This is a genomic window from Paenibacillus sp. J22P15 (genome assembly GCF_056269345.1).
Window position 1 is genome coordinate 1 of sequence record NZ_JBWDNT010000033.1, and the last position, 23,630, is coordinate 23,630.

Annotated in this window: 29 protein-coding genes and 2 pseudogenes; 27 read left to right on the forward strand and 4 right to left on the reverse strand. The window is 39.4% G+C overall.

The window, feature by feature from the left end:
• The first annotated feature begins 170 nt into the window (after positions 1 to 170).
• The 7 genes and pseudogenes from AC0YN6_RS29535 to AC0YN6_RS29565 all read left to right on the forward strand — a co-directional run bounded on the left by AC0YN6_RS29535 (position 171) and on the right by AC0YN6_RS29565 (position 4,134).
• Positions 171 to 533, forward strand: a complete 363-nt coding sequence (locus AC0YN6_RS29535) for a DUF2314 domain-containing protein (RefSeq protein WP_475751696.1) — start codon at positions 171 to 173, stop codon at positions 531 to 533.
• A 15-nt stretch (positions 534 to 548) separates the two neighbouring features.
• Positions 549 to 803, forward strand: a pseudogene (locus tag AC0YN6_RS29540) (immunity protein Imm33 domain-containing protein); the annotation flags it as partial.
• 267 nt (positions 804 to 1,070) lie between these two features.
• Entirely contained in the window at positions 1,071 to 1,550 is a 480-nt protein-coding gene (locus AC0YN6_RS29545) for a ribonuclease FAU-1 family protein (protein ID WP_475751698.1), read from the forward strand.
• A 177-nt stretch (positions 1,551 to 1,727) separates the two neighbouring features.
• Entirely contained in the window at positions 1,728 to 2,030 is a 303-nt protein-coding gene (locus AC0YN6_RS29550; protein WP_475751700.1) for a hypothetical protein, read from the forward strand.
• Between the two features lie 198 nt (positions 2,031 to 2,228).
• The gene (locus AC0YN6_RS29555) at positions 2,229 to 2,675 is read left to right on the forward strand and encodes a hypothetical protein (protein WP_475751702.1); all 447 of its coding nucleotides are present in this window, start codon (positions 2,229 to 2,231) and stop codon (positions 2,673 to 2,675) included.
• Positions 2,676 to 3,058: 383 nt separating this feature from the next.
• Positions 3,059 to 3,388, forward strand: coding sequence for a hypothetical protein (locus AC0YN6_RS29560; protein WP_475751704.1), 330 nt, complete (start codon positions 3,059 to 3,061; stop codon positions 3,386 to 3,388).
• Positions 3,389 to 3,666: 278 nt separating this feature from the next.
• A complete protein-coding gene (locus tag AC0YN6_RS29565; RefSeq protein ID WP_475751706.1) occupies positions 3,667 to 4,134 on the forward strand; it encodes a hypothetical protein in 468 nt (155 codons plus the stop codon).
• A gap of 294 nt (positions 4,135 to 4,428) precedes the next feature.
• Here AC0YN6_RS29565 and AC0YN6_RS29570 read toward each other — a convergent pair whose 3' ends face one another.
• The gene (locus AC0YN6_RS29570) at positions 4,429 to 4,893 is read right to left on the reverse strand and encodes a hypothetical protein (RefSeq protein ID WP_475751708.1); all 465 of its coding nucleotides are present in this window, start codon (positions 4,891 to 4,893) and stop codon (positions 4,429 to 4,431) included.
• A gap of 417 nt (positions 4,894 to 5,310) precedes the next feature.
• On the opposite strand from AC0YN6_RS29570, the gene AC0YN6_RS29575 reads away from it, so the two are divergent.
• The 17 genes from AC0YN6_RS29575 (at position 5,311) to AC0YN6_RS29655 (ending at position 19,045) form a co-directional block, all read left to right on the forward strand.
• Positions 5,311 to 5,619 carry a DUF4258 domain-containing protein gene (locus tag AC0YN6_RS29575; RefSeq protein ID WP_475751710.1) on the forward strand — a complete coding sequence of 103 codons (309 nt, stop codon included), beginning with the start codon at positions 5,311 to 5,313 and terminating at the stop codon, positions 5,617 to 5,619.
• Between the two features lie 298 nt (positions 5,620 to 5,917).
• On the forward strand, positions 5,918 to 6,148 hold the full coding sequence (locus AC0YN6_RS29580; RefSeq protein ID WP_475751712.1) for a YgiT-type zinc finger protein: 231 nt from the start codon (positions 5,918 to 5,920) through the stop codon (positions 6,146 to 6,148).
• 94 nt (positions 6,149 to 6,242) lie between these two features.
• Positions 6,243 to 6,734, forward strand: coding sequence for a hypothetical protein (locus AC0YN6_RS29585; RefSeq protein WP_475751714.1), 492 nt, complete (start codon positions 6,243 to 6,245; stop codon positions 6,732 to 6,734).
• Between the two features lie 28 nt (positions 6,735 to 6,762).
• Positions 6,763 to 7,104 (forward strand): hypothetical protein, encoded by a 342-nt coding sequence (locus tag AC0YN6_RS29590; RefSeq protein WP_475751716.1) that lies wholly within the window; start codon positions 6,763 to 6,765, stop codon positions 7,102 to 7,104.
• A gap of 116 nt (positions 7,105 to 7,220) precedes the next feature.
• Positions 7,221 to 7,622 (forward strand): hypothetical protein, encoded by a 402-nt coding sequence (locus AC0YN6_RS29595; protein ID WP_475751718.1) that lies wholly within the window; start codon positions 7,221 to 7,223, stop codon positions 7,620 to 7,622.
• A 32-nt stretch (positions 7,623 to 7,654) separates the two neighbouring features.
• Positions 7,655 to 7,903, forward strand: coding sequence for a hypothetical protein (locus tag AC0YN6_RS29600; RefSeq protein ID WP_475751720.1), 249 nt, complete (start codon positions 7,655 to 7,657; stop codon positions 7,901 to 7,903).
• 466 nt (positions 7,904 to 8,369) lie between these two features.
• Positions 8,370 to 8,912 (forward strand): JAB domain-containing protein, encoded by a 543-nt coding sequence (locus AC0YN6_RS29605; protein WP_475751721.1) that lies wholly within the window; start codon positions 8,370 to 8,372, stop codon positions 8,910 to 8,912.
• Between the two features lie 743 nt (positions 8,913 to 9,655).
• Positions 9,656 to 11,548, forward strand: a complete 1,893-nt coding sequence (ltrA, locus tag AC0YN6_RS29610) for a group II intron reverse transcriptase/maturase (RefSeq protein ID WP_475751763.1) — start codon at positions 9,656 to 9,658, stop codon at positions 11,546 to 11,548.
• 629 nt (positions 11,549 to 12,177) lie between these two features.
• Positions 12,178 to 13,977 carry a reverse transcriptase domain-containing protein gene (locus AC0YN6_RS29615; protein ID WP_475751723.1) on the forward strand — a complete coding sequence of 600 codons (1,800 nt, stop codon included), beginning with the start codon at positions 12,178 to 12,180 and terminating at the stop codon, positions 13,975 to 13,977.
• A 79-nt stretch (positions 13,978 to 14,056) separates the two neighbouring features.
• Complete coding sequence (locus AC0YN6_RS29620; protein WP_475751725.1) at positions 14,057 to 14,296, forward strand: JAB domain-containing protein; 240 nt, start codon at positions 14,057 to 14,059, stop codon at positions 14,294 to 14,296.
• 14 nt (positions 14,297 to 14,310) lie between these two features.
• Positions 14,311 to 14,541: an AAA family ATPase gene (locus tag AC0YN6_RS29625; protein WP_475751727.1), complete on the forward strand. Its 231-nt coding sequence runs from the start codon at positions 14,311 to 14,313 to the stop codon at positions 14,539 to 14,541.
• Positions 14,542 to 14,715: 174 nt separating this feature from the next.
• Entirely contained in the window at positions 14,716 to 15,744 is a 1,029-nt protein-coding gene (locus AC0YN6_RS29630; RefSeq protein WP_475751729.1) for a hypothetical protein, read from the forward strand.
• A gap of 72 nt (positions 15,745 to 15,816) precedes the next feature.
• Positions 15,817 to 16,047, forward strand: coding sequence for a hypothetical protein (locus AC0YN6_RS29635; RefSeq protein WP_475751731.1), 231 nt, complete (start codon positions 15,817 to 15,819; stop codon positions 16,045 to 16,047).
• A 171-nt stretch (positions 16,048 to 16,218) separates the two neighbouring features.
• Positions 16,219 to 16,398, forward strand: a complete 180-nt coding sequence (locus AC0YN6_RS29640; RefSeq protein WP_475751733.1) for a hypothetical protein — start codon at positions 16,219 to 16,221, stop codon at positions 16,396 to 16,398.
• Between the two features lie 541 nt (positions 16,399 to 16,939).
• Positions 16,940 to 17,674 carry a Fic family protein gene (locus AC0YN6_RS29645; RefSeq protein WP_475751735.1) on the forward strand — a complete coding sequence of 245 codons (735 nt, stop codon included), beginning with the start codon at positions 16,940 to 16,942 and terminating at the stop codon, positions 17,672 to 17,674.
• 219 nt (positions 17,675 to 17,893) lie between these two features.
• Positions 17,894 to 18,175 (forward strand): helix-turn-helix domain-containing protein, encoded by a 282-nt coding sequence (locus AC0YN6_RS29650; RefSeq protein ID WP_475751737.1) that lies wholly within the window; start codon positions 17,894 to 17,896, stop codon positions 18,173 to 18,175.
• Positions 18,176 to 18,184: 9 nt separating this feature from the next.
• Positions 18,185 to 19,045 (forward strand): IS3 family transposase, encoded by an 861-nt coding sequence (locus tag AC0YN6_RS29655; protein ID WP_475751765.1) that lies wholly within the window; start codon positions 18,185 to 18,187, stop codon positions 19,043 to 19,045.
• A 109-nt stretch (positions 19,046 to 19,154) separates the two neighbouring features.
• On the opposite strand, the gene AC0YN6_RS29660 is transcribed toward AC0YN6_RS29655, so the two are convergent.
• The 3 genes and pseudogenes from AC0YN6_RS29660 to AC0YN6_RS29670 all read right to left on the reverse strand — a co-directional run bounded on the left by AC0YN6_RS29660 (position 19,155) and on the right by AC0YN6_RS29670 (position 21,390).
• Positions 19,155 to 20,009, reverse strand: a complete 855-nt coding sequence (locus AC0YN6_RS29660; protein ID WP_475751739.1) for a manganese catalase family protein — start codon at positions 20,007 to 20,009, stop codon at positions 19,155 to 19,157.
• Positions 20,010 to 20,059: 50 nt separating this feature from the next.
• Positions 20,060 to 20,410, reverse strand: coding sequence for an AMP-dependent synthetase and ligase (locus AC0YN6_RS29665; RefSeq protein WP_475751741.1), 351 nt, complete (start codon positions 20,408 to 20,410; stop codon positions 20,060 to 20,062).
• A 462-nt stretch (positions 20,411 to 20,872) separates the two neighbouring features.
• A pseudogene (locus AC0YN6_RS29670) lies at positions 20,873 to 21,390 on the reverse strand (DUF3231 family protein).
• A gap of 562 nt (positions 21,391 to 21,952) precedes the next feature.
• Here AC0YN6_RS29670 and AC0YN6_RS29675 point away from each other — a divergent pair.
• The 3 genes from AC0YN6_RS29675 (at position 21,953) to AC0YN6_RS29685 (ending at position 23,288) form a co-directional block, all read left to right on the forward strand.
• Complete coding sequence (locus tag AC0YN6_RS29675) at positions 21,953 to 22,171, forward strand: hypothetical protein (RefSeq protein WP_475751743.1); 219 nt, start codon at positions 21,953 to 21,955, stop codon at positions 22,169 to 22,171.
• Between the two features lie 287 nt (positions 22,172 to 22,458).
• Complete coding sequence (locus AC0YN6_RS29680; protein WP_475751745.1) at positions 22,459 to 22,791, forward strand: VOC family protein; 333 nt, start codon at positions 22,459 to 22,461, stop codon at positions 22,789 to 22,791.
• Positions 22,792 to 23,057: 266 nt separating this feature from the next.
• On the forward strand, positions 23,058 to 23,288 hold the full coding sequence (locus AC0YN6_RS29685) for a hypothetical protein (protein WP_475751747.1): 231 nt from the start codon (positions 23,058 to 23,060) through the stop codon (positions 23,286 to 23,288).
• The last annotated feature ends 342 nt before the right edge of the window (positions 23,289 to 23,630 follow it).

The following is a 23,630-nucleotide window of genomic DNA, read 5'->3' on the forward strand; positions in this document are numbered from 1 at the left end:
AAACCTTGCAATCCATGCACCGAAATATCATGTTCGAGATTGTATTAATAAATCCTCTATTTTGGGTTACCAACTGAAGTCTACTTAGATATTCAACTAACGGGCAGGATAACACAAAAATAATATTGAACTGATTAAAGGAGTTTAATACTTATTAAGGAGTAAAAACGATGGAATGGATGTTAGAAGATGTTGAAAAAGCTAACCAATTATCTCCAAATTCATTTTTCATACCTTCTCTAAAAGAACGTAAGGGGCAAAAGAAGGGGGACCTTGTAAGGTTACATTTTATAATTAATAATCCTGGAGAAGAAAGTCCAAGGGCTGAGAGAATGTGGGTGGAGATAACAGATAAAAGGCTACTCAGTACGAAATATACGGGGGTACTCACTAATCAACCTGTTTATATAGAAACTTTGAATGTGGGTGACATGATTGAATTTGAACCTAGGCATATTGCAAGAACGATAATAAAGGTTAGTAATCCTTTATGGTTGGAAATTGGAGAAAAAAAGGCATTAGTCTCAAAGTAATGCTTAGAGGACGGAAATATCATTCGCTGGATGTATAGAGAGATCGGGGATCGAGAAGAGGACAGTGGTTGGAGAATATTTGCTGGTGATGAAGATGAAGAATACAACAATGATTCAAGAAATATAGCAATAATAAATGTTTATTATTTGTTGGATAAAGACCCCACTTTATTAATTCCTTTGAAGAGTAATGTCGGTTCTGCATTTGAAAGGGAAAGTATAAAAACTCCGTGGATTGAAATAAAGGATTGGAACACTGATGATGAGTAGTCAATTACTGATGAGGTAGTTCATTACGCTAACGAGACACGATAGCGGAGGAGCTTCCTATGTGGTAGCTCCTCTTTTCTATTGAACTAACTGGCAGGTTAGATCAACAGTTCAATGTCAGATTGGAGAAAAAAGGGAAATGTAAATTTTTGACGAATATATTTTAATCTTAAAAGAGATGAACGAAAGAGGGAGTTGTTAATAGTGAAAAGAAAATATGGTGATCTATCTCATTGGAGATGAATACTCCAGAAAACTTACAGACAAATGTATATCGAAGAAGTGGATTTCACTGGGCATGTAACACTTGTTGTTTTTAATAAAGTAAAGGAATCCATATCTTTTAAGCTGGCTGATCATGACGATTTTAATATTGTTGCAGATGGATTTATGTGGTTGCAGTATTTTCCAAGCAATGCCCATCATACAATGACGGCAGTTATTAATGAAAAAGGAGAGATAGTTCAATGGTATTTTGACATTACCTTGGCTAATGCTCTGAGTAAAGATGGAGTGCCTTATTTTGATGACCTATTTCTGGATGTGGTAGTGTTGCCTAACAAAGAAATATTTGTATTGGATGAAGATGAATTATTAAATGCATTGAATAACGGAAAAATATCTGAGGACGATTATAGATTGGCAAGAGCGGAGCTAGATAAATTACATACGACTTTAGCGGCTGGCAACAATGATTTACTTAAGAGATGGGATGCTGATTTTAAAACATTATACTCTGTTATTTAAGTTACTGTTAATGTGATTGATTTCATTGTTTAGTTGAACTAACGGGGAACGATAGTTGAACACCAAAAGGGCTGCCGCGTGGTAGCTCTTCGTTACGCTAACTGGCAGGAGTCTTGAAGATCAACCACGAATAATTCATTTTCATATGATTGCAGAGTGAAGTGAGGGAGAGCAAATTTGGAAACCGAAGCGTGGATTCCCCTAATAGATATTGAAGACGACGTGAAAATTTGGGTAGGGACAAAAGTCAGGTTATATAATGTGGGATTGAATGTGAAGGATAAGTCTCTTGATTATTTCGACTATTTGGTATCGAATATCTATGACAACAATGACTATCTCCAATTAACTAACCTCTCTCAAAGTGAAGCTGGAAATATCATTTGTGTTATAAAAAAGGACAGTCCAAATCATTATGCTTTAGGTAAGTCTCTAAAGGAAATGATGGGATTAGAAAATACGTATTTGCTTCTGGAGTAACTAGATGCACCTCCTTAGAACAAAACCAATTACGCTAACGGAGAACGATAGTTGAATAACGTATTGATGAGCAGGTGCTGCGGTGGCCTGCTCATTTTATTAAGCTAACGGGCAGGATAGCTTAATCACTTCGTGAATACTTCAAGTATTCAATTCTGTATAAGAGAATAGTGGAAGCTGGGATGGTGGTTTGAAACTATGGAAATTCATTTTAATGATTGGATAATAGAAGTGGATGTTGACCGAACATCTAAATTTTATAATAGCATCAATGACGAAATTCGCTGTGATTGTTTAGACTGTCAGAATTATCGGGTGTATCTGACCAAAAACGATGCAGTTTGGTCTTTTTTTCAGAATCTTGGAGTTAATCCATTCAATGACGGTGATTACACATCATATGGAATACTTGAAAATGGACGACTTCTTTATCAAGGTGTGTATCATATTGTCGGTCAGATTGTGAGTGGTCCGACTATCATTACTGATAAGTGGAGTAATGTGAAATTAATCAAGGTTGAGGATTTTAATATTGGCTTCAGCTATGAGCTAAGATGCGTACATGCGGATTTCCCCGAACCAATTGTACAACTGGAATTTGAAGCTAACCTTCCTTGGTTGTTTGAGAAAGAACGGGAAGAATGAAAGTTGCTTATCACGCTAACGGGTAACGATAGTTGAACAAACAAGGAGCAGTATGCTACGTGGTAGTTGCTCCCCTTCTTTGTTAAGTTAAAGGGCAGGATAGCGTAGTGATATCCGAAGAACTTAAACTGAAAATCGAAAGACCAGAGAATTCTAGATCATCAATATAGCTGGGCACATCAATTTGCAAGCGAAAATTCTATGAACACGAAGAGACGGCAGCCGGTGAAGGCTGCCGTTTTCTCGTGTTCAAAATAGGTTCCATGAATGTTAGAACTATCCAAGGGTATTCTGTAGGTTTATTATTTAAACAGAATAAGGAACGATTGATAAATGTTAAGAGATACCCCGAGGAATATTATCTGGTTCATCAGGAGGCATTTATGATAACAAAGAAAATACTTGTTGGACTAATATCTTCGTTTGTTATAACAGCTTTATTTTCAATACTAGCCTCTTCTCCAAAAAGCTTAGTTCTTTCAAATATTCCATGGTTGTTTATTTATATAGCGCCATGTGTCCTGCTGTATGGTATACCAGCGTCTATTGTATCTGATAATCTAGGAAAGAAAACTAAATATCCAATATTAGCTTCACTATTGCTTCATGTTTTGTCAGGTTCGTTTTTCATTGTCTTTAGTGTTTCTTTCACGTTAATATCCATTGGCTCCTCGATATTATTTTTTTCGATCGATGTAACTTGGGATTTTTAAAAAAAGAAAACCCCTGTGCTATAAGTTTGGATTACTAGAGCCCCTTTTTTAAAAGATAAACAGGATGCACTTCACGCTCTTCACAGTATCAATTAATTATAATTATTAATGGTGAACGGTATCATTTGTCATTACGCTAACGTGTAACGATAGCTCAATGAACATAAGAAACGGCGGCGGACATAATGGCTTCCGTTTTCTCAACTATGGGCAGGTTAGTGGAGTAAATCGTGATACAATATTGTTGTGGTATTTGCTCAAAGTGAGGTGTCTAAACAATGGGACTGGTGAATAAAATTGAAGTCGTAACGATGAAGAGTGAGTACTGTAAAGTTGAACATCACACTATTGTCATTGATGGTACTCCTCTGGATTTATTGCTTCACAATTCTTATCCTTCAACTAACCTTCTGGGCATGATTCCAACAATTATTGATTGGGTCTACGACTTGAAAGAGAAAGAATATATTAAAGGAAGGTTCAATTCAGCAAGCAAAGAGGTTGTGTTGCCAGTACTAATGTGCCCAGATGATTGCGATTTGTGGTGTACAGTAATTGTTGCAAATGTAATTAAAACAGATGGGTACATTATCTGGAAGCAAGTTGGTATTGATATGAGTACAAGGGAAGATATGCTTCTGGGATGCGAAGGGTTTGGTTCGAATGTTGCTTGGCTTGATAAGATCCCTCATATGACTTTTGAGGAAGCACAATATAGCTCTCATCTCAGAAAAATTTACGATTAAGCTAATGGGTAACGATAGTTCAATCAAACAACGTCAGTCTTGGGCCTTATTTTCTAGTCCATGGCTGCCATTGTTCCAATTATTAGGTCCAGTTAATACTTAATTATCCTAGAACACTAATCTGAAACTATTGATCTTGATTAAAACAATAAAAAGTAATATGACCATTATAGAATGGATATAAAACAACCACCCACCGTTTTCTTTAACCAACCGCCATGTGTAATGCTATATGGTTTTTTTGTAAGGCTTTTTATTTGAGGATTCAAGTCATTATTATCTGGTTTTGAACTTTTATATAATCTGATCGGAGGATACATAATCGAAAAAAAATGTAAAACTGGTAATAGCTAGTGTGGCAATAGAGACCCATAGTAATTCGAAGAATAAAGCTATTTGAATATTTATAATAATACTTATAAATCCAACAAATGTCTCCGCAACTGCCCCAGCTAGAGCAATCTTCAGAACCCTTGCTTTATAAGAGTCCTCATATACTCTATTCCATAGACAATCTGCTCCTAATGTTTTACTACCATTTGTAGGTTTCGTGTAGTGTCGACATGGTATTCCAAAAAAACTTCCACGACGCACTTCATTACCATCTATATCTCCAATGATAATACCAGCATCTTTTTCATTGTACATAAACCTTAATACTAAGTAATGACCCGCTTCGTGGAAATCAGTAGAATAGCGATAAGTCACTTTTGCAATTAGTGAAATAATAACCACTAGAATAATTGAGGATAATACCATACTTATAACTCTCCTTCTTTTGCAACCACATTACTATTATCGACTTTGACCAGTATGTAATTAAGCTTTTATACTCATGAACAGTCAAGCCCTGCAGGTTTTCGGTATATTTTTTCTGATCAATGATGAAAAAAAGATATTACCTAACCAATCCAAACTCAGCGGTAATTTGGTTCAATCGCCACCATTCCTATTGCCCCATTTCCATCATTAGGATATAATTAGTGTATTACGAATCACTATTAATTTTCTCCGCCGAAAATTATTCAGCTGGAGAAGGAGCAGTTGTCTCATTAGACAACTAATAAAATATGCCCTGAGGTAGATTAGTGTATGACCTTCTTTATTTGGTCATGCCTTTTTTAACTTTCAGGGCTTTTTTTGTGTTCATAAACAAGAAAAGGGGGGAATAGAGAGATGGATCACATGCACAAGTGTTGGTCTGAAGAGCTAGAGCATATTAGAAAAGGTGTGAATGGTATTGATGGTTATGTTACTAGTATTTCCCCTCATTACAGGCATGATAGATACGAGAATGATAAGTATCCCGATCGCGTGTATGACGAAGTCGACATCTGTTGGGCCATTATTAATGGTCATATTGTTGAAGGCTTCGATGCGGGGGACAAAGGACGTAATCCCGAACCAGAACGCACGATCATGGGTCCTGCTATATCGGGAGATTCAATTGTGGTTATCGTCTTAATAAAGAAGGAAAACACCTAATCGTTAAGACCGTATTTCCAGTTAAAATTAACCCCCGATATACCAAGTATCTTCCTAATGATGAAAATAAAAATAACTATCGAGGTGCATTCTCTTGCCACAAAAAGGAGCTAGGAAAGATTACGCATTAATTTTGTTATTTTGGATAGTAGGTATCATTGTTGTCATTGATTACCTCATTTATCGCTAAAATAATGATGCGTATTTTTTGGCGAATTAAAAAACCCATGATAAAATAAGGTCATAGGAGGGATGTATAATGTCTCGATGTGACCGGTGTGAGAAGGAGATTATAAATATGACTACTACAAATGAACGTGTTTTTGAAGGTGGAACATTAGTCGTTACTGATGTGCCTGTTCAAAAGTGTGGTTGCGATGAACAAATTTTACTAGGTGATGGAGCACTAATGGCTGGGTATGCAAAATTACTCGCTGAGCGTGACATTATCGGTAGAGTTACTATCTCTCTAAAGGAATTGAAGGGGAAGTTTTCCATTCAAGATTTCCTTCCTAAAGGTGTAAGTTAATCGTAACGTATCGTTAAATAGTCAATTTCATATGGGTGGAAATAAGAGGATGCTGAGGCATCCTCTTTTTTTATGTCCAATAAGGAGGATATATATGATCAAAAAGGTTTCGATTCAACTCAGTCAGAGTCTGATTTGTGGCGGTAAGGCTATTGTAGAGCGTGATGACATAGAAAAGTACATATTTTTTGATGTACTTACTGGCAATCCTGAGCTCAAAGTCATCGTTGGTGGAAGTGGCGAACAGTTATCGGAAAAGGAAGCTGTATTTTACGAAAAGGAGCTACTAGAGCTTTTCAAAAAACACAGCGTCCCCCTTCAATCGATAAAAAAGATCAAACGGATTTCGATTCAGCTTAATTTCAGCCTAATCTGCGGTGGTGTTGCATTTGTGGAGCGGGATGGCCGTGAAGAATGCAGCTACTTTGATGTGGTCAAGGATGAACTTGATCCCAAAGTAATTGTTGGTGGGTGTGGAAAGCAGATATCGAATATAGAGGCTGATTTATACGAAAAAGCATTACTTGCGCTTTTTCTTATGCACGATGTTCCTTTGAAAATCGGAACATATGCAATACCAGCCTAACTAATAAAAATCTAAGGTGGTAATAAATATGGCTAACTTTGATCAAAAGCAGGTTTGTCTCTTAGTAAACCTAGGTGGGTTTGAAGCGAGAATAGATGAAAACTTAAAAATGGCTAGAAGCTACGGTCAAACTGTTTACTCCTTGACTGGAGATGGTCCTGTACTGGTTGAAGACAGGCTGCAATTACCCGTCAACGTGATGGATCTTACACCAGCAGAACTGTTTGTTTGGTCATCCATTATCAATGAGCAGCTGCAAATGAACGAATTCCAAACCGAAGATGTAGTGATTTTTACAGCTAGTCGCAATTATCGCGGTACATTACCGCTAGGTACAGCCATCGGGCAGGGCTTACGGATAGGAGCGTGATCCTGTGAAGCTACGGTACTCCTGTTTTAGAGCAAGTCCAGCTTCGTCCAGGAAAACAAAAAAATTGGTCCTGCTCCGTCGGTGAGCACACTCTTCAGGCGGAGTATCGGAAAAAAATGAGTTCACGCGATCGCTCTTACTTCTGGTTAAGGTTCTCGCATAAGACGGATTCCACCGATAAAGGGGCTTTAGTACGTGTGCTGTCAGATTGGTTTTTTACCATGAATTCGCATTTCACTACATCCGTCAACTGGGTGCAAGTAGCCCCTGACATCGATGGTTTTCATCCACTCTCTGGCTTTACAGAGAGTACTCCAAACATTTGGGTGAAAACGGAGAAACAAGTTCGCTTTTCGGTATTCCCATATATGGACCACTATTATTTTGAGGTTAAACACGTGGATATTAAAAAAAAGATCCCACATCAACGTTTCACGCATTGGCTTGAGGAACTGAACAATAACCTTCTCGGTCAAGAGCGGCCAAACGATCAAATTCGTTTCGATATCGTTGTCTAATATTAATCCAACGAATGAAGGAGAGTTCATAAATGACGGCTACACAAGGGAGTAACATTCAAACCTATTTAAACGCTATGCCTCATGACATCCATATGAATCTTAAGGCTTGTACGGAGAAATGGATAGAAGGCGATACGGCGATGGGGTATCCGCATCCAGTACATGTGTGTGGTTCCATCCAAGCTTCAAATGCCAGGCAACCTTTTTTAACGGCACAACAGGCCGTTGACCTACAAATCTTAAAGAATCATTTGTGTGTTGCATTAGCAGTGGTTTAATGTTCGATAAGCACGAAGTGGGATGGTAATAAATAACTCAAATTTATGAGGAGGGTAGCCCCTCTGCTAATGCATGCAGAAGCTGGTCCTCTATGCCATTAGTACGGGCGAATACACATGAGCAAAATTCAATTGATGAAAGCACAGTTTCAGGCGGATACACGTAAAAAGCTAAAATCTTATACGGTTATTGGCAAATTACTATCTAGAAGTTAATCCCTGATCCCCATTCATTTGAATGATGGAAGCTGGCGGTAATAAATAAAACAATATGTGAGGAGGGAGCCCCGCTGCCGTTTGTGCAAAGGGGCTTTGCCCTTTCAAACGGTATTATGAGGGCGAAATAAATGAGCAAAGTACAACTAATGAGAGCCCAACGTCTGATTGAATCTCGTAAAGCACTGAAAGCTTGCACGATTATTGGCAAGTTGCTTTTGAAGTAATTCAAACAGAGGAGGGAATATATATGTCTTTAGCGGCACTTAACCAATCCGCTGTTAATGAAGTGAAAAACAGTTTCTATTTAACCTGTAATGCTAATCAACTGTCCAACCGCGATTTGCTCATTTTGATATTAGAGCCTTTGGTTCGAAATCGAAGTTTATCGACCACTGTTGATGAGATTCTTCACAAAGGGCTGCCTTATTTGGCTAGTCTCTCGGAATTTGAACTCTCCTTATTGTTTGGACTGAATGAGAAGCAGGGGTTTCATTTGATGGCTGTATTAGAACTTGCTAGGCGTCTATCTAATACGCGAAGAGAAGATGAGATTACGATTCGTAAGCCTGGGGATTCTCTCGATCTGCTCTTTGATATTAGAGATGCGGATAAGGAGCATTTTGTATCTATTTTCCTAGACACAAAAAATAAGGTATTAGGCCGGGAAATCATCTCCATTGGAACACTGAACGCTACTCTCGTGCACCCGAGAGAGGTGTTTAAAGCAGCTATACGTAGAGGTGCTGCTTCTATTATTGTTGCTCATAATCATCGTGTGACACGTTCGTAACTGAAAAGGTTACGCACGCTGTCTGAACGTCAATTTTGACAAGTAAGAGAGTCGTGAACTCTTAACTCGATAGGTAGAATGATGGGGTAACGCCTTGAAATGCCTACTCTGATACTCCGACATGCGCTATTCGAATGTATATAAGAATAGGGTGTGAAGCACGGTAAAGTCGGCTGAAAGTTGTCGTAGTGCCATTTGGTAACCGAAAGCTGACCAGAGGTGGTTGGTGCAACGGATAGGTCGGGAGTCATAAAAAACTTAATATGGTGAGAATGTGGTAAAACACTGACGAACTAGCGAATGAAATGTCTGTAAGTGACGAGCACTTAGAAATGAGTGGACTTGATGAAAAAATCAAGTGCGTTCCGTGGGCGAGTACCTATGGTGGTTTCGAAAGCTTCATGCACCGTTAGAGGCGGTGGAGAGGACGCCAGGCAAGAGCTAGCACCTAAGTTAAGACATGGATAGGGTTAAGGGAACGTGGAAAGCTATTAACATGGAGAGTATACACTCAATGAAGTGGTAGGAAGGAAAGGATTCGTCTATAACTTTCTTTTGTGATAGTGAGAGTAGAGGCATGAGCTTTGAAGTTTCTGTAATGGAAATGGAGCAACAGCCTCAAGTCGTTTAGTCAAATTTATTTCAACTCAATCACCTCAAGGATTCTCGTATGACAAAAAAGGTCACGAGCCAGAAAAGGGGCGTGATAGACCTTGAAAGGAAATTATAAGAAAATCCCTAGAATGAAAAACACGAGGTTACGACATGCAGAATACTACGGCATGACAGAAACCTTTGATATGCTTTTTGCAAAAAGTAAAGAAAATCAAAAATTGACGAATCTAATGTCCATTATTACTTCCGATGATAATATCTTTCTGGCTTATCGCAATATCAAGCGAAACAACGGAAGTGCAACAGCTGGAGTAGATAAAGTCACAATCAATGACATTGAAAAGTTGAGTACAAATGAATTCATTGAAATTGTGAGGAAAAGATTCGCTCAATATAATCCTCGGAAAGTCAAACGTGTGGAGATACCAAAACCTAATGGAAAGACTAGACCATTGGGAATTCCGTCTATGTGGGATCGGATAGCGCAACAGTGTATATTACAAGTCTTAGAACCTATATGTGAGGCTAAATTCTATAAATACAGTTTTGGTTTCAGACCGACTAAATCGGCGGAGCATGCAATTTCAGCATGTGCGGGACGGATAAATAGAAGCAAAATGCAATACGTTGTGGATGTAGATATCAAAGGCTTCTTTGATGAAGTGAAACATTCAAAACTACTGCAACAAATCTGGACAATGGGCATCCGAGATAAACAATTACTCGTTATTATCCGGAAAATGCTAAAAGCACCTGTTGTCTTACCGAATGGTAAAACCGTTTATCCGACAAAAGGGACACCACAAGGTGGAATACTTTCTCCTCTGTTAGCCAATATCAACCTTAACGAATTTGATTGGTGGATTGCAAATCAGTGGGAAAATAAGAAATGCCAAAATATTAATGACAACCTTGTAAAGAAAACTGGATTATACAGCCATCAATATAGATATGGGCAACTAAGAAAAACATCTACACTAAAAGAAATGTACATTGTTCGCTATGCAGACGACTTCAAAATCTTTACGACAACACATTCAAATGCCAAGAAAATTCTTACGGCAAGTAAAATGTGGCTAGAGGAACGGTTAAACCTTCCCATATCAGAAGAGAAATCTCGAATTACGAATCTCAAAAAGAAGAGAAGCGAATTTCTTGGCTTTGAACTGAAAATGGAACGAAAAGGATATGACCGTTTGGGTCAAAAGAATTATGTCTGTCAATCACATATAGCAGAAAAAGCACGAATGAGGATTAAGAAACAACTCAAAGACCATATCAAACTTATGCAAAAAGCACCTAACGGAACTGCATTAATCAAAAACGTTCAAATCTACAATAGTATGGTCATTGGCATTCATAATTATTTTCAAATCGCAACGCAAGTAAATGCAAGTTTGATGCCAATACAATACCAACTAACACTAGTAAAACGCCATAGGTTAAGACAGTTCTCATTAAGGAAAACAACCAACTTTGTAATTAAAGACCAAGGTTTGAAGCCTTACTTAAAATCAGAAATGACAAGATATATAAATGGATATCCTCTTATTCCTATTGGGTTTATTAAAACGAAAACAGCGTTAATGCCCAAAAATGGTGTTAATAAATTCACCGTTGAGGGACGGGAACTAATGCATAAAGAACAAAAGTCAGTTCCAAACTGGCAAGTTCAATGGATTAGGAAGCATCCTGTCATTAACGAACGGGCAACGATAGAGTTTAATGATAATCGAATATCGCTGTTCGTTGCTCAAAAAGGAAAATGTGCTGTCTTAGGGGAAGAGTTAATTCTGACGGAAATGGATTGTCACCATAAACAATTATGGAGTATCACGAAAGACGATAGATATTCCAATCTAGTATTGATTACTAGAGGTGTTCATCGGCTGATTCATGCCACAGAAAAAGATACTATCTATAGCTATCTTGAAATTTTGAATTTAAATGAGGAACAAATCAAGAAGGTGAATAACCTACGATTATTAGTTGGTAACGAAGAAATTAAACAATCAACCTAGGGAATGAATATAATTTAAAGCAAGATTGAGGTAAATGAAATAGATGACAAACGATGGAACGCCGTGTGCGATGAAAGTGTGCGCCATGTCATTTCTGACTTGGAATTGTCCGATAATCGGATCAAAGCTCTTGGAAGTGCTTTGAGAACAACCTCCTTACCTAGACTTGAAAGAGCGAGGGGACAAGAGCATGGAGGGAACGCAGAGAATATCTGAAAGCTGTTAAGGTATTGCTCTGCTAGTTCTGTGCAATATGGTTAAAGCTAAACTGCTTGAACTTCAATCACCAGTAATGGAAACGCACATTCAGGGATACACAGCTTAAATACTCCCTGCCCCGATATACTCAAATACGACTTTCGTTTGAGGAAATCCAAGATCGTGGACGTTGAGAAATGAGCTCAATTAAGGTGATGAGTGAAGGACCTAAGTTGTACTAAGTTTCGGACAGGAAGAACATGGGATTCCCTAAGGGAGGAGACTCCTAAGGGAACGGAGTTTCCGTAGTACCCAATGTAGGTCTGTAATGGATACTGCACAGATGGACTATAACGTGTGCCATTGACTCTATTTCAGAGTGGGGGAAGGGAAACAGGTGATTACGATATCAATTCTTGGAGGTATGCGAAATGCAGACGGCCGAAAAAGCGTTGAATATCATCAGCGATCGAGGAAAAAGAAATCTACCACTTGAAAGAGTATACCGAATGCTCTTTAATAAGGAACTCTATCTGATTGCGTATCACAACATCTATGCTAACGCTGGTGCGATGACTAAAGGAGTAAATGACGACACTGTTGATGGAATGTCACTAAAGAAAATTGATGATATCGTCGAAAATCTCCAGACGGAAACGTACAGGTGGACACCAGTCAAAAGAGTTTATATTCCAAAGAAAAACGGTAAGATGCGTCCGCTCGGTATGCCTTCGTGGTCGGATAAGCTTCTACAAGAAGTTATTCGACTTGTCCTTGATGCCTATTACGATCCACAATTCAGTGACAAATCGCATGGTTTTCGTAAAAATCGTGGTTGTCAGACCGCTCTTGAAGCTATCCGTGTTAAAGATGGTTGGAAAAGCGTGAAATGGTTCGTCGAGGGAGACATCAGTGACTGCTTCGGCAGCATTGATCATGATATTCTCGTTCAAATCATGGGACAGAAAATTCATGATAATCGTTTTCTTCGATTAATTTTGAACCTACTAAAAAGTGGATACATGGAAGAGTGGAAATACCACGTTACTATGAGCGGCGCACCGCAAGGCGGTATCCTTAGTCCTTTGCTCTCGAACATCTATATGGATTGTTTAGACCAATTCATCGAAACTACGCTCATGCCGAAGTTTACGGTTGGAGTTAAACGTGCTGAGAATAAAGAATACGTCTCAGTCAAGAACCTAATTCGTAAATTCCAGAGGCAAAAAGACTGGTCAATGGTCAAACTCACCAGAAAGAAATTTCAAAAGATGCCTTCCAAGGACCCCAACGATCCCCAGTTCAAGCGATTGTATTATGTGCGATATGCTGATGACTGGTTAATTGGGATATCTGGAAGTAAAGAGGACGCAACTATGGTAAAACATCAGATTTGCGAATTCCTTACCTCCAATTTGAAATTATCACTGAGTGAAGAAAAGACCTTGATCACCCACGCAAGGAATGAGAAAGCCAGATTCCTTGGGTACGATATTCATGTTCTGCACTCTGATGCTAAACATGACCATCGGGGTCAGCGTAATATCAATGGCTCAATTGGATTGAGCATTCCAAATGAAAAGATCAAGAACAAGGCTAAGGAATATATGTCAAAAGGCAGAGCTATGCATCGGAAAGAACGAACGATCAATGATGATTATGACATCATTAGTCAGTATCAATCCGAGTTTCGTGGCTTCGCTCAATACTATCTTCTGGCATATAACGCACATAAACTTGCGAGTTTAAAGCGGACAATGGAGCTTTCACTTGCTTACACACTGGCCAATAAGCACAAAATCACCGTCAACAAGGTATTCGCTAAATACATTAAATACCGAGAGACTAAGGATGGAAGGTATAAAGTGCTATTGGTTACGGTCGAGCGAGAAGGAAAGAAGCCTTTAGAAGCTTACTTTGGAGGCATAAAGTTAGGTTACCAAGATGCTATTCGGATTGAGGATACAACGCTGACTGGCAATATCTTTTTAAAGAGAAGCCAATTGGTGAAGAGACTTCTCAACAATACTTGTGAACTTTGCGGTTCCAAAGAAAATATTGAGATCCACCACATCCGAAAATTGAAAGACCTAACTCGAAGCGGTAGAAAAGAAAAGCCCGAATGGATGAAACGAATGATTGCAATGAACAGAAAAACACTTGCGGTATGTAACGTGTGTCATCTATCAATCCATTCAGGTCAATATCACGGAAAGAAAATCGCTGACTGATAATTACTGGCGAGCGGAGTGCAAAGGAAACTTGCACGCTCCGTTCTGGGAGGGGTAGTTGGAAAAGTGCCACCCACGGGTGGTAACTCGCTGGCTACCTACTCTACTGCATGCACGGTGTAGAGCAGGGGAAAAGGCGAAGATTACATCAAAACCTTACCTATTGCTATCTTCTGGGATTCCTGATCCTTCTTCTGAAGATATACAACTGACTAAGCGACTAGTAGAGGCAGGCGCTTTAATAGGCATTGAACTTCTAGATCACATCATCGTCGCTGGTCATTCTCATATAAGTCTTAAAGAACATGGCTGCATGTGAGTGGGTAATAAAAAATGAAACTCTTAAATTTGGAGATATCCGGATTCAAGCTCTATGAGGAAAAACAATTCTTCACATTCGGTACAGTGAATCAAATTCATGGCGACCGCGGGAGCGGGAAGACCGCTGTATGTGAAGCCATTGTATGGTGCCTTAAAGGTTGTGACTTGTTGGGGAGTACAAAAGGAATAAGGAAACGGCTTAAAAACTGGAATACAAAAGAAATTCGTGTCGTTACCCAGTAGCAGTTCTTCCATTCTAATGGCTCTTACTCTAGTCATCAATTAAGTAGAGTAAGCAAGCCGCGTACCATTCACCTCTACCTCGATGGAGTGGAAGTCACTCAAAAGGAATTCGATGCCTTAATCGGTCCAACAGATGCCTTTCTTAGTATTTTCTCTCCTGGTTATTTAGGTGGCTTGTCGGCCGTAAAAGCAAGAAACACCGTTCTGACCATGTTGCCGGCTTTGGATCATTCTTCTGTGATTAAGACTATGACTGAGGAACACCAAAAACGAATTAAGTCTTTTGATATGAGTGATCCCCTTGCATGTATGAATATTTTAAGAAACGAACTGAAGGAATGCGATGCGTATCTAAAAGATATTGATATACGCATGGGAATGATGAAACTCGGTATTGGGCTTAATGGGAATGCTGCGCATGCTCAGAAAGATGATGAAAAGCTCGATGCTCTGAAGGATCAGTTCAAAGGCCTCACGTTGAATGAAGGGCCGCCTCAACCTGAATGCCTTAGGGACTGGGAGAAGGAACAACTGGCTCTAGGCGCTGAATACCGAGAGCTAGAAACAAGCTGGAAGGTAATAAATATGAAGCAGCTACCAAACATTAATCCACCGGTTGAAACGCGTGAACGAAGTTCGGAGCTGGATGCTATTAAAACGAAATGCCAAACTGTGCTGAATAAAGGCTTTGCTCTGAAAGAGCAAATTGAAACCTATAGCAAGCGTCATACAGAAGATCAGTCTGATTTTCTAAAGCGAAAAGAGCATGAGCTGCAGCAGCTTGAATTTGAAATTCGCCGGCTAGAAGACAAACGAGCGATTAGGCGTAACAATGAAAAGCGAGCCGAAGGGTTGTCACGGTTGCAAAAGCAATTCGATGAGGGGACAAATGAACGTGATGGAGTATGGGCTGAAATACAGTCTGTACAACAATTCATGATACGGTATGCCGAGCTGCAAGTGAGGGCTGCTAATGAAGCACTTTCTCTTACTAAAATCTTGTTGAATACGAAGCAGAATGCTGATGGGGATATTACCCTACAGTACAAGCTGCTCTATGACAAGAAGGAGTACTACTCATTGTCCAGCTCAGAGAAAATCCGTTGCTCCTTTGAGTTATCCGGTTTGGTAGAGAAGTCATATGGAAGAATGATTCCTGTTTTTATTGATAACGGAGAGTCTAGTGAGTCTTTTATGGAGTAACTTCCGTGATTGCTCATGTTGCTCTATCATACGGAGTCATTGTTGCATAGGTCTAGAAATGGAGGGGATTGCATGCTTTCTATTGCTATCCTCTTATTACGTGATTACAATGCAGATCAGATGGTTTTAGTAGGCGAATGTCGTGGCGGAAGCAATATGGATGGAAAGCCAACATTCAAAATAGGAAAAGGTTTCGTGGGCCTCGTTTGGTATGAAGGTGTAGAGAAACTCTATGCTGATATTACCAAAGACGCCCATGATATTATTGTAAAAAAGGGGAGCGTCGTTATAATAGTATTGTAGGGGTACCCACAAAAAATGGAAATGAAGTCATTGGCGTTGTTGTCGTTTCCTCGCAGCAGGCTAATGAAGTCAGTGAAGCTGACTATGACAACATTACAAGGTACCTGAATATCATACAATTATCCTTACTGATTGAGTTCTCAAACAATATTAAAATAGGTGGTGACGGATATGAAACGCTTGTTCGCTTACTTCAACAGAAAACAAACGAATAATCAAATTATGAAATTGGCCTTGGAACTAAAGACCATCAATGAAAATAACAGCATGGATGCTGACCTACGCCTTAAAAAAATTCTTGCCAATGTTGAGAGCGCACAAACGCTCCTATCCGTCACACGCAAAGCATAAAATAAAAAAACCGCCTCATATGAACTGCACCCCAATTGTTAGACACGAACTAACAATTGGAGGTGCAGTTTTTCTATGACCAAAAGTGGTGTCGAAAGCCTTAAAACGGTTGCAAAATCAATAGGTGTCCATCACTCTGTATTCATAAATTGGGTCAAACAATATGAATATCATAGCGAACAGTTGGAAAAAGGTTTGGATTAGCGAGAGGTAAACAATAACTATGCGGCGATCGTTTGCTTTAAAACGACAAATGGAGAGCACAATGAAGTGTTGTCCTTATTGTGCCTAATATTAGCAGTTACGAAGATGTTCTTCCCGCGGCATCTGAAGAGAGAATATCTGGTTATGGAGATTGGGCCGAATTCGTAGGTATATCTATTTTGATTAAATTTTTAAAATATGCCTTTGTGCAGCTTTGCCTCCCATTACCCGTAGTTCATAGGGGCAATAATGATGGGTATTTCTACAAGCGTAGTATTTATCATAATAGTATCTGATATAATACTAATATGATTATCACAAGGAAGGAATAAGTGATATGTTTGAGAAAATTGATAAATTACGTGAACAGGTCGATCAACGACGTCCGTTAAAGCCTGACCTAATGAAGACGATTTCCCAAAAATTTAGGGAAGAGTGGACTTACCATTCAAATGCAATTGAAGGTAATACCTTTACTTATCAAGAAACGTCTTTTTTTCTTAGAGAAGGTTTAACAGTAAAGGGAAAATCACTTCGGGAACACCTTGAAATAGTTAACCATGCGGAAGCGATCGATTTTTTACAAGAAGGGATAAATGAACGAGAACTGACCGAGCGTTTGATAAAAGACCTCCACGCCATTTTGTTCCAAGGGGTACGAAATATAGACTTCTCACCAGGGGAGTATAAGAAGCACGACAATCATGTACTAACATTATCAGGTAACATCCACCATTATACTTCTGCCATTCAGGTCCCACTTGAAATGGAGAATTTAATTAAGTGGTATGATTCTGAAAAGACTCAAATGCACCCCATACAATTGGCCGCATTATTCCATCACAAACTTGCAGCAATTCATCCGTTCACTGATGGCAATGGAAGAGTGAGCAGGCTTGTTATGAATGTCATACTCATGAAAAATGGTTACCCTCCGGCAATAATACGGAATGAGAAACGACAGGACTATTACAGCGCACTGGAGAAAGCGGATCACGGTTCTCCTCAATCTATTATTGAGTTAATAGCCACAGAAATGAGACACAGCCTTGAATTGATGCTTTCAGTATAGTTACATTTTTAAATTTCTTACACTATAGTTATTGTAAATAACCACCCTATAAAGGGTGGTTATTTTCTTGTTTAATAGAATAAAGAGTTCACTAAATAGACTCTCTAATGTTGACATTGTAAACAATGTTAACAGCATATGAAGTGCACCCCTTATAGTAGACATTGTAAAAACACCCTGGTGTTTAAACCGATGAAACTATAGGGGGTGCTTTTCGTTATGGCGAGAAAAGGACAGAAATTTGAGAAGTATAGTTTTGAATTGAAGAAGAAGGCTATTGAGCTACGACATGGGGGTATGACCAAGCAGAGGTTGGCGGATGAGCTTGGGATCGCAGATATCGGGCGTTTAAAGGTGTGGATGAGGAAGTATAAAGAGCAAGGCGAATATGGACTTATGGAACACCGGGGCAGACGAGTACAGTACAAGGATCAAGAACGTTATCTAAAGCGATTGGAGATGGAGAATGCTGTCCTAAAAAAAGTGGTTGGAAATTACTAAGAAGGAGGTATACCAGAGAAGTATCGGCTCGTCTGCGAACTTCGTGAAAGTTTTAGCGTCAAAGAACTCTGTAAAGAAATCGGTGTCTCCCGAAGTGGATTCTACGCATACTTGAAGCGACTGAACACAGATAAGAATAAGCAGGATAAACAGTTAATTCGTGACACTTTTGAATACTATAGAGGCGTGTATGGGTACCGCCAAATTCAATTGTTCATGTTCCAAGATCATGGCGTGTGGATGAACCATAAGAAGGTTCTCCGGCATATGCAAGAAATGGAGCTGCGCTCTAGAGTACGTCGTAAGTACCATCACAGTACTCGAAACTGGAATATCAGTGATCGCGTTACGAAGAACATACTGGAGCGTAACTTTCAAGCGGAAGCGCCCAATCCAAAATGGGTAACTGACGTCACACAGTATCGAATTGGTGATGTTTGGTTGTATCTCTCTGCCATTAAAGATTTGTGTCAGAACGAAATTGTCGCTTACCAAACCAGTCATCATAATGACAAGCAACTTGTTCTACAGACGTTCTCTAAGGCGTTTGAAAAGGAAAAGGACGTGACTGGGCTGATCGTTCACAGCGATCAGGGGTCCCAGTACACGTCCTACGATTACCACGACATGCTGCCAAAGGTTGGCGCCCAAATCAGCATGTCCAGGCGAGGCAATTGTTACGACAATGCCTCAATGGAGAGCTTCTTCTCGCATTTGAAGACAGAAGCGCTCTACCCTTATGATATTCGATCAGTAGAAGAAGCACAAAGCCGAATTGAAGAATATATACACTTTTACAACAATAAGCGTCCGCAAAGAAAACTAAACAAGCTGGCTCCGATTCAGTACCGGCTCCAGCTTGTTAGGTAGGGGCTTTTATTCAGTGTCCGCTATATGGGGTCTTGACCAAAGTAATACAGGGTTTTATGTATGTTGCGAAAAGGTGTCTGAAGAGAGGGTCCATTTCTTGTAATTTAATTCATGCGTTCGTATCGTAGAGCCCTGGACTATGTTCACTCGGCAGTTCGGGTAAAAATGGTAATGGAAAACCTTCGGGAGGCTGTATAACTTCCAAATCACCATCGTTTCGACTAGGTGTTTGTCCGCTGAATATTTCTCCGATTCGCGTCGGATCCAAACGGAAATTAAATTGAGCGTTATGATAACCCAACTCAACATATTTACGGCATTCCGGGTATTTGTTTATATCGTAATTCGGAACGGGAAATAAATTGCCCCAATCGACGCCAAGCGTTTCAAGAGCCTTAGCAAATGCGTTCTGATGTGCATTATCACGCACGATAAGAAAGGCTAACGTTTCCCTAAACGTCTTATTTGAACTCATCTCATAAATCCTTGATTTTTGTAAAACGCCAGTGGACTCAAGCACCAAATTATTCAATAAATCACTGATTAAATTACCGTGACTATATACGTAATTCCCCAGCCACGGATTACCCGCTGCATCGACAGGCAAAGAGCTTTGAGCACCGACGATGTAGTGATGAGGATTAGCGAGTTTAACGGCTTCATCAAGTGGGGCGGAGTCCATTCCGGCATTACCAGGAAGTTCTTCTCCAGACCCGTTCAATAATTGGTTAATTGTATGTTGAACCAGTTCAACATGGCTTATTTCCTCAAGAAACACACCACGAATTAAATCACGATATTGTGTAGCATTCCCGCGGAAATTGCTGCTCTGAAAAAAGTATTGCATCATTGTTCGCATTTCGCCAAATTGTCCGCCAAGTGTTTCTTGTAAAACCTTAGCCGCTGCTGGATCAGGCTTGTCTATTACAATGTTGTTAATTAAATCTTCTTTATAGAAGTACATATTTTCCTCATTCCACACATTCTTCGCATGAAAATACAAAGAACATATATTTAATGTGAATAGTGATTTACTCCCAATGGTTGCTGGTTATTCAAGTTTGAATAGGCATGTACCTGCGAGTTAGTTGTTTGTGTATGTGAAATTTGATTACAGATATTAGAGATTTGTTGTAATTGTTGTAGCGCCATTTGATGTCCTTGTAAAGCTGTTTGAATAATTTGTGCTGCTTGTTGTTCACGTTGAGCGATTTGCTCAAGAAGTTTCGCGTTATTTAGTTCTTGGTTTAATAACTGTTGATATTGACCGGATGCTTGCTGAGTTTGATTTACCAATTGTTGAATGAGTTGTTCTGCATGAGCGAGTTGTTGTGAATTTTGGTTGTTGGGTTGAAATTGATTCATTGTTAGTTCCTCCTAGTTATTGTGCTTTTTTACTTGCTTATCTTTCCTTGGAACTAAAAATATATTCAGACACTTACACAAAACAAAAGAAATGCTGCATATTCGAATTAATTAGAAATGCAGCATTAGGGAGTGAAACATTATGTATTGTTACCTTTGAATAACTTTTAATGCTGAAACCAAATAAACTATTTCAAACTTTTAATACAATTTTGTTTAGAACAAAATTGTCGTAGACCGTCCCAATTACCCCATATACAACCTTTACAATTATTGGGTTGCTTAGGTTTGAATAGTATTCTTTAATCAATTGGTTTTGACCTCCCAAATTTGTTCAGTTCCTATATTTGAAAATAATTTATCCAACTTTATATTTTATATCCAAAGTGTATTAGATTTCTTCTAGGTTATAAAATGATTGTTATAATAAGAAAAATCCTACCCCAGGGGGTAGGATCTAATTTAGACGTTAGCTGTTTCAGGCCTTTTGATTTGTAAAGGAGGAGGAATAAGCCACCCCTTATCTTTACTCATCTCAAGTATTTTAAGCCTAATGCTGTTTTTGTGATATGGTATTTTGCAAACAAAGCGCCAATATCCACTCTTATGGATTGACCCATAACTTGACTACAAGCAACTAATCCCATTGAAGTGTCAGCATCAATTTTAGCTGCAATTTCAGGATCAGTGAATCTTGCACCTACAGGGATATCTTCGAGTTTTACTGGCGGTCTTTCAGGCATTACAGGTGCGGCAGCAATCCCGTTATCAGTAAGGATTGTATCTAATTCTTTAATTTCAAGTTTTACTTGATCAATGAGAGCGTCCAGCACCTTTTTAAGATCCTTGTCGCCGGCATGGTTTAAATAAGCTTGGTAGCAAGATATAGCACCCTTCGCCACGGTTGAAGCTTGCCATACACTAAATACTTCACCGTAGTGCATTGGTTCATCTTTTGGATTGCCGCTTAATATTCCTATTTAATAATAATATGATAATCGGTGCCCTTATGTATAGAAATATGCCCAATATCCATGGAATTAAGAATCCTATTATAATGTACGATATCATGGTATCATCTGTAACAGTTGTTTATTTATCACTTCTTATTTTGAGTAAGCCCCATAACGTCCGTTTGATGACAAAGGCAGTCCTCCAAATAGTTTACTAATTTTACCCCGAAATAGGTAAATAATTAGAATGATTAATCGGACACTCTTTATCTTTCGAAATGAATGTAAGTCATTGAGCTAACGGGACGTTAGCGGAATTGACCGTACAAAGGTAGTCTTCCATGTTGATGCTTGATGCTCAATTGAACGCAGACAAACAATTCTTCAACGTCCGCCTTGGTTAATAGTGATCACATTAGCTAATACTGAAGATACCGGCTTCATTCTATTGGATAAAGGGGTATGTGTGACAGCACTTCCTTGTAATTTTCCAGGAGGAGTGACAAGAACATCGTCCAAACGGGATAATTTAGTAATAGGCCGTGAGCTTGGAGGGACAAAAACCACCACCCCCTGAAAGAGAGTGAAAATGGTGATAACACCTGAACCGATAGAGTTGCAGTACATAAAACGACTAAGTGACGAAGAGAATACACTGATCGAAGCGCTACGGACGATCCATATGCCTCCTGCAGCTGCTTTACTGCTGGTTAGGAACGAGCTGAAAGGACCGTTGGAAAACGGGCCAATGGCAGAGATCCTGGACGGGTTCTTGACGAGGCATACAGAAGGTGAAACAAATGAGTGAAACAAGGGATGGAATCGATTTCGGATAACTGCGGCAGCTTTTCGATTACAGTTAGAAGTGACCAGAAGTAATAGCACAAATTAAGTGTAGCCGCCAATGCCATGGCGGCTTATTTTCATCTAACTGACTTTTAGTTTAATGGTAGAGTGGGAGTTACATGTCCAAATGGGTTTGGAAAAAAACGCATATTTTTTCCACAAGAGCCACGAGGCATACAAGGACCCAGATGGACAATGAGGTATACTGGGGAAGACAGGAAGTATGCAGACCAAAGGAGGTAATGCAACGTGGGCACGAATAACAAAATCGGCGGCGGTGGCTTTCACCATGTCGCGCTGAGAGCAAATGATTTTGAAGCGACGGTCAAATTTCATACCGAGGGCTTAGGCTTTGAACTGCGCCAGGCATGGGGCGAAGCCGACAAGCGCATTGTACTGCTGGATACCGGCGACGGCAACTATTTGGAGGTTTTCGCAGGCGGTTCTGGTGAACCAAAGCCGGAAGGGTACTATTTCCCCGTAGCGTTCCGTACCGATAACGTGGACAGACACCGCTGTCGAAGTGGCTGTTGCGGCAGGTGCTGTAGTGACGGTAGCGCCGAAGGATGCCGTGCTCGGTAACACGCCACCGACACCGGTACGTATCGCTTTTGTAAAGGGACTAAACGGTGAGATTATCGAGTTTTTCCAGAGCACAGGTGACCATCAACTTTAACGCTCTACAGGAATGCTAACGGGTAACGTTAGTTAAACAAATAAGGTACGATTTCCTTATTTGTTGCTATGTGATGTGACTTTCTGGTTAATGGCCTTATGAGATGAATAAGCATCTGCTACTGAAGAATAAGAACCAAGTGGATAAGTTCTAAGTATTAGGAGGTATAACATTGCGTGACTCAAAACAAATTCATGAAATAACTAAGCTCTTGGCATTATGTTGGGATGAAAACCGAGAATTGAGTTTCGGTGAAATGATAGATACTATATTTTCATTTTCGAAAGGCCATACCCAAAATGAATTCTGGAATATGGAAACCAAACAGTGTTTGATTGCTATAGGTGACTTTCGAGAAAAAAAGCGATTAGAACGCGAGAAATACATGAATGATGCGGATTAACAGTAAAACTATCGGTTCTTATAAATTGATTGAACTGAGGATGTATTCCTTACTTAAAGAACATGTTGATAATATCAAATAGGTAATGATTTATGAATCAGCGAACGATTTTTATATCTTTTTGTATGAAAAATAGGAGTTGCATTGCTGACTTCTGGTTTGAAACACTTAATGAAGCTTTAGAATAATTCAAGGAAAAACACAATGTAAAACAAGAACAGTGGATCATTATCAATGATCCTAAAGAAAGTGAACATCACGATACTATTTATTAAAATACAATTTCATCGCTCAACTAACGGGTAACGATAGTTCAATCAGACAGGGAGTAGACCGCCGCGG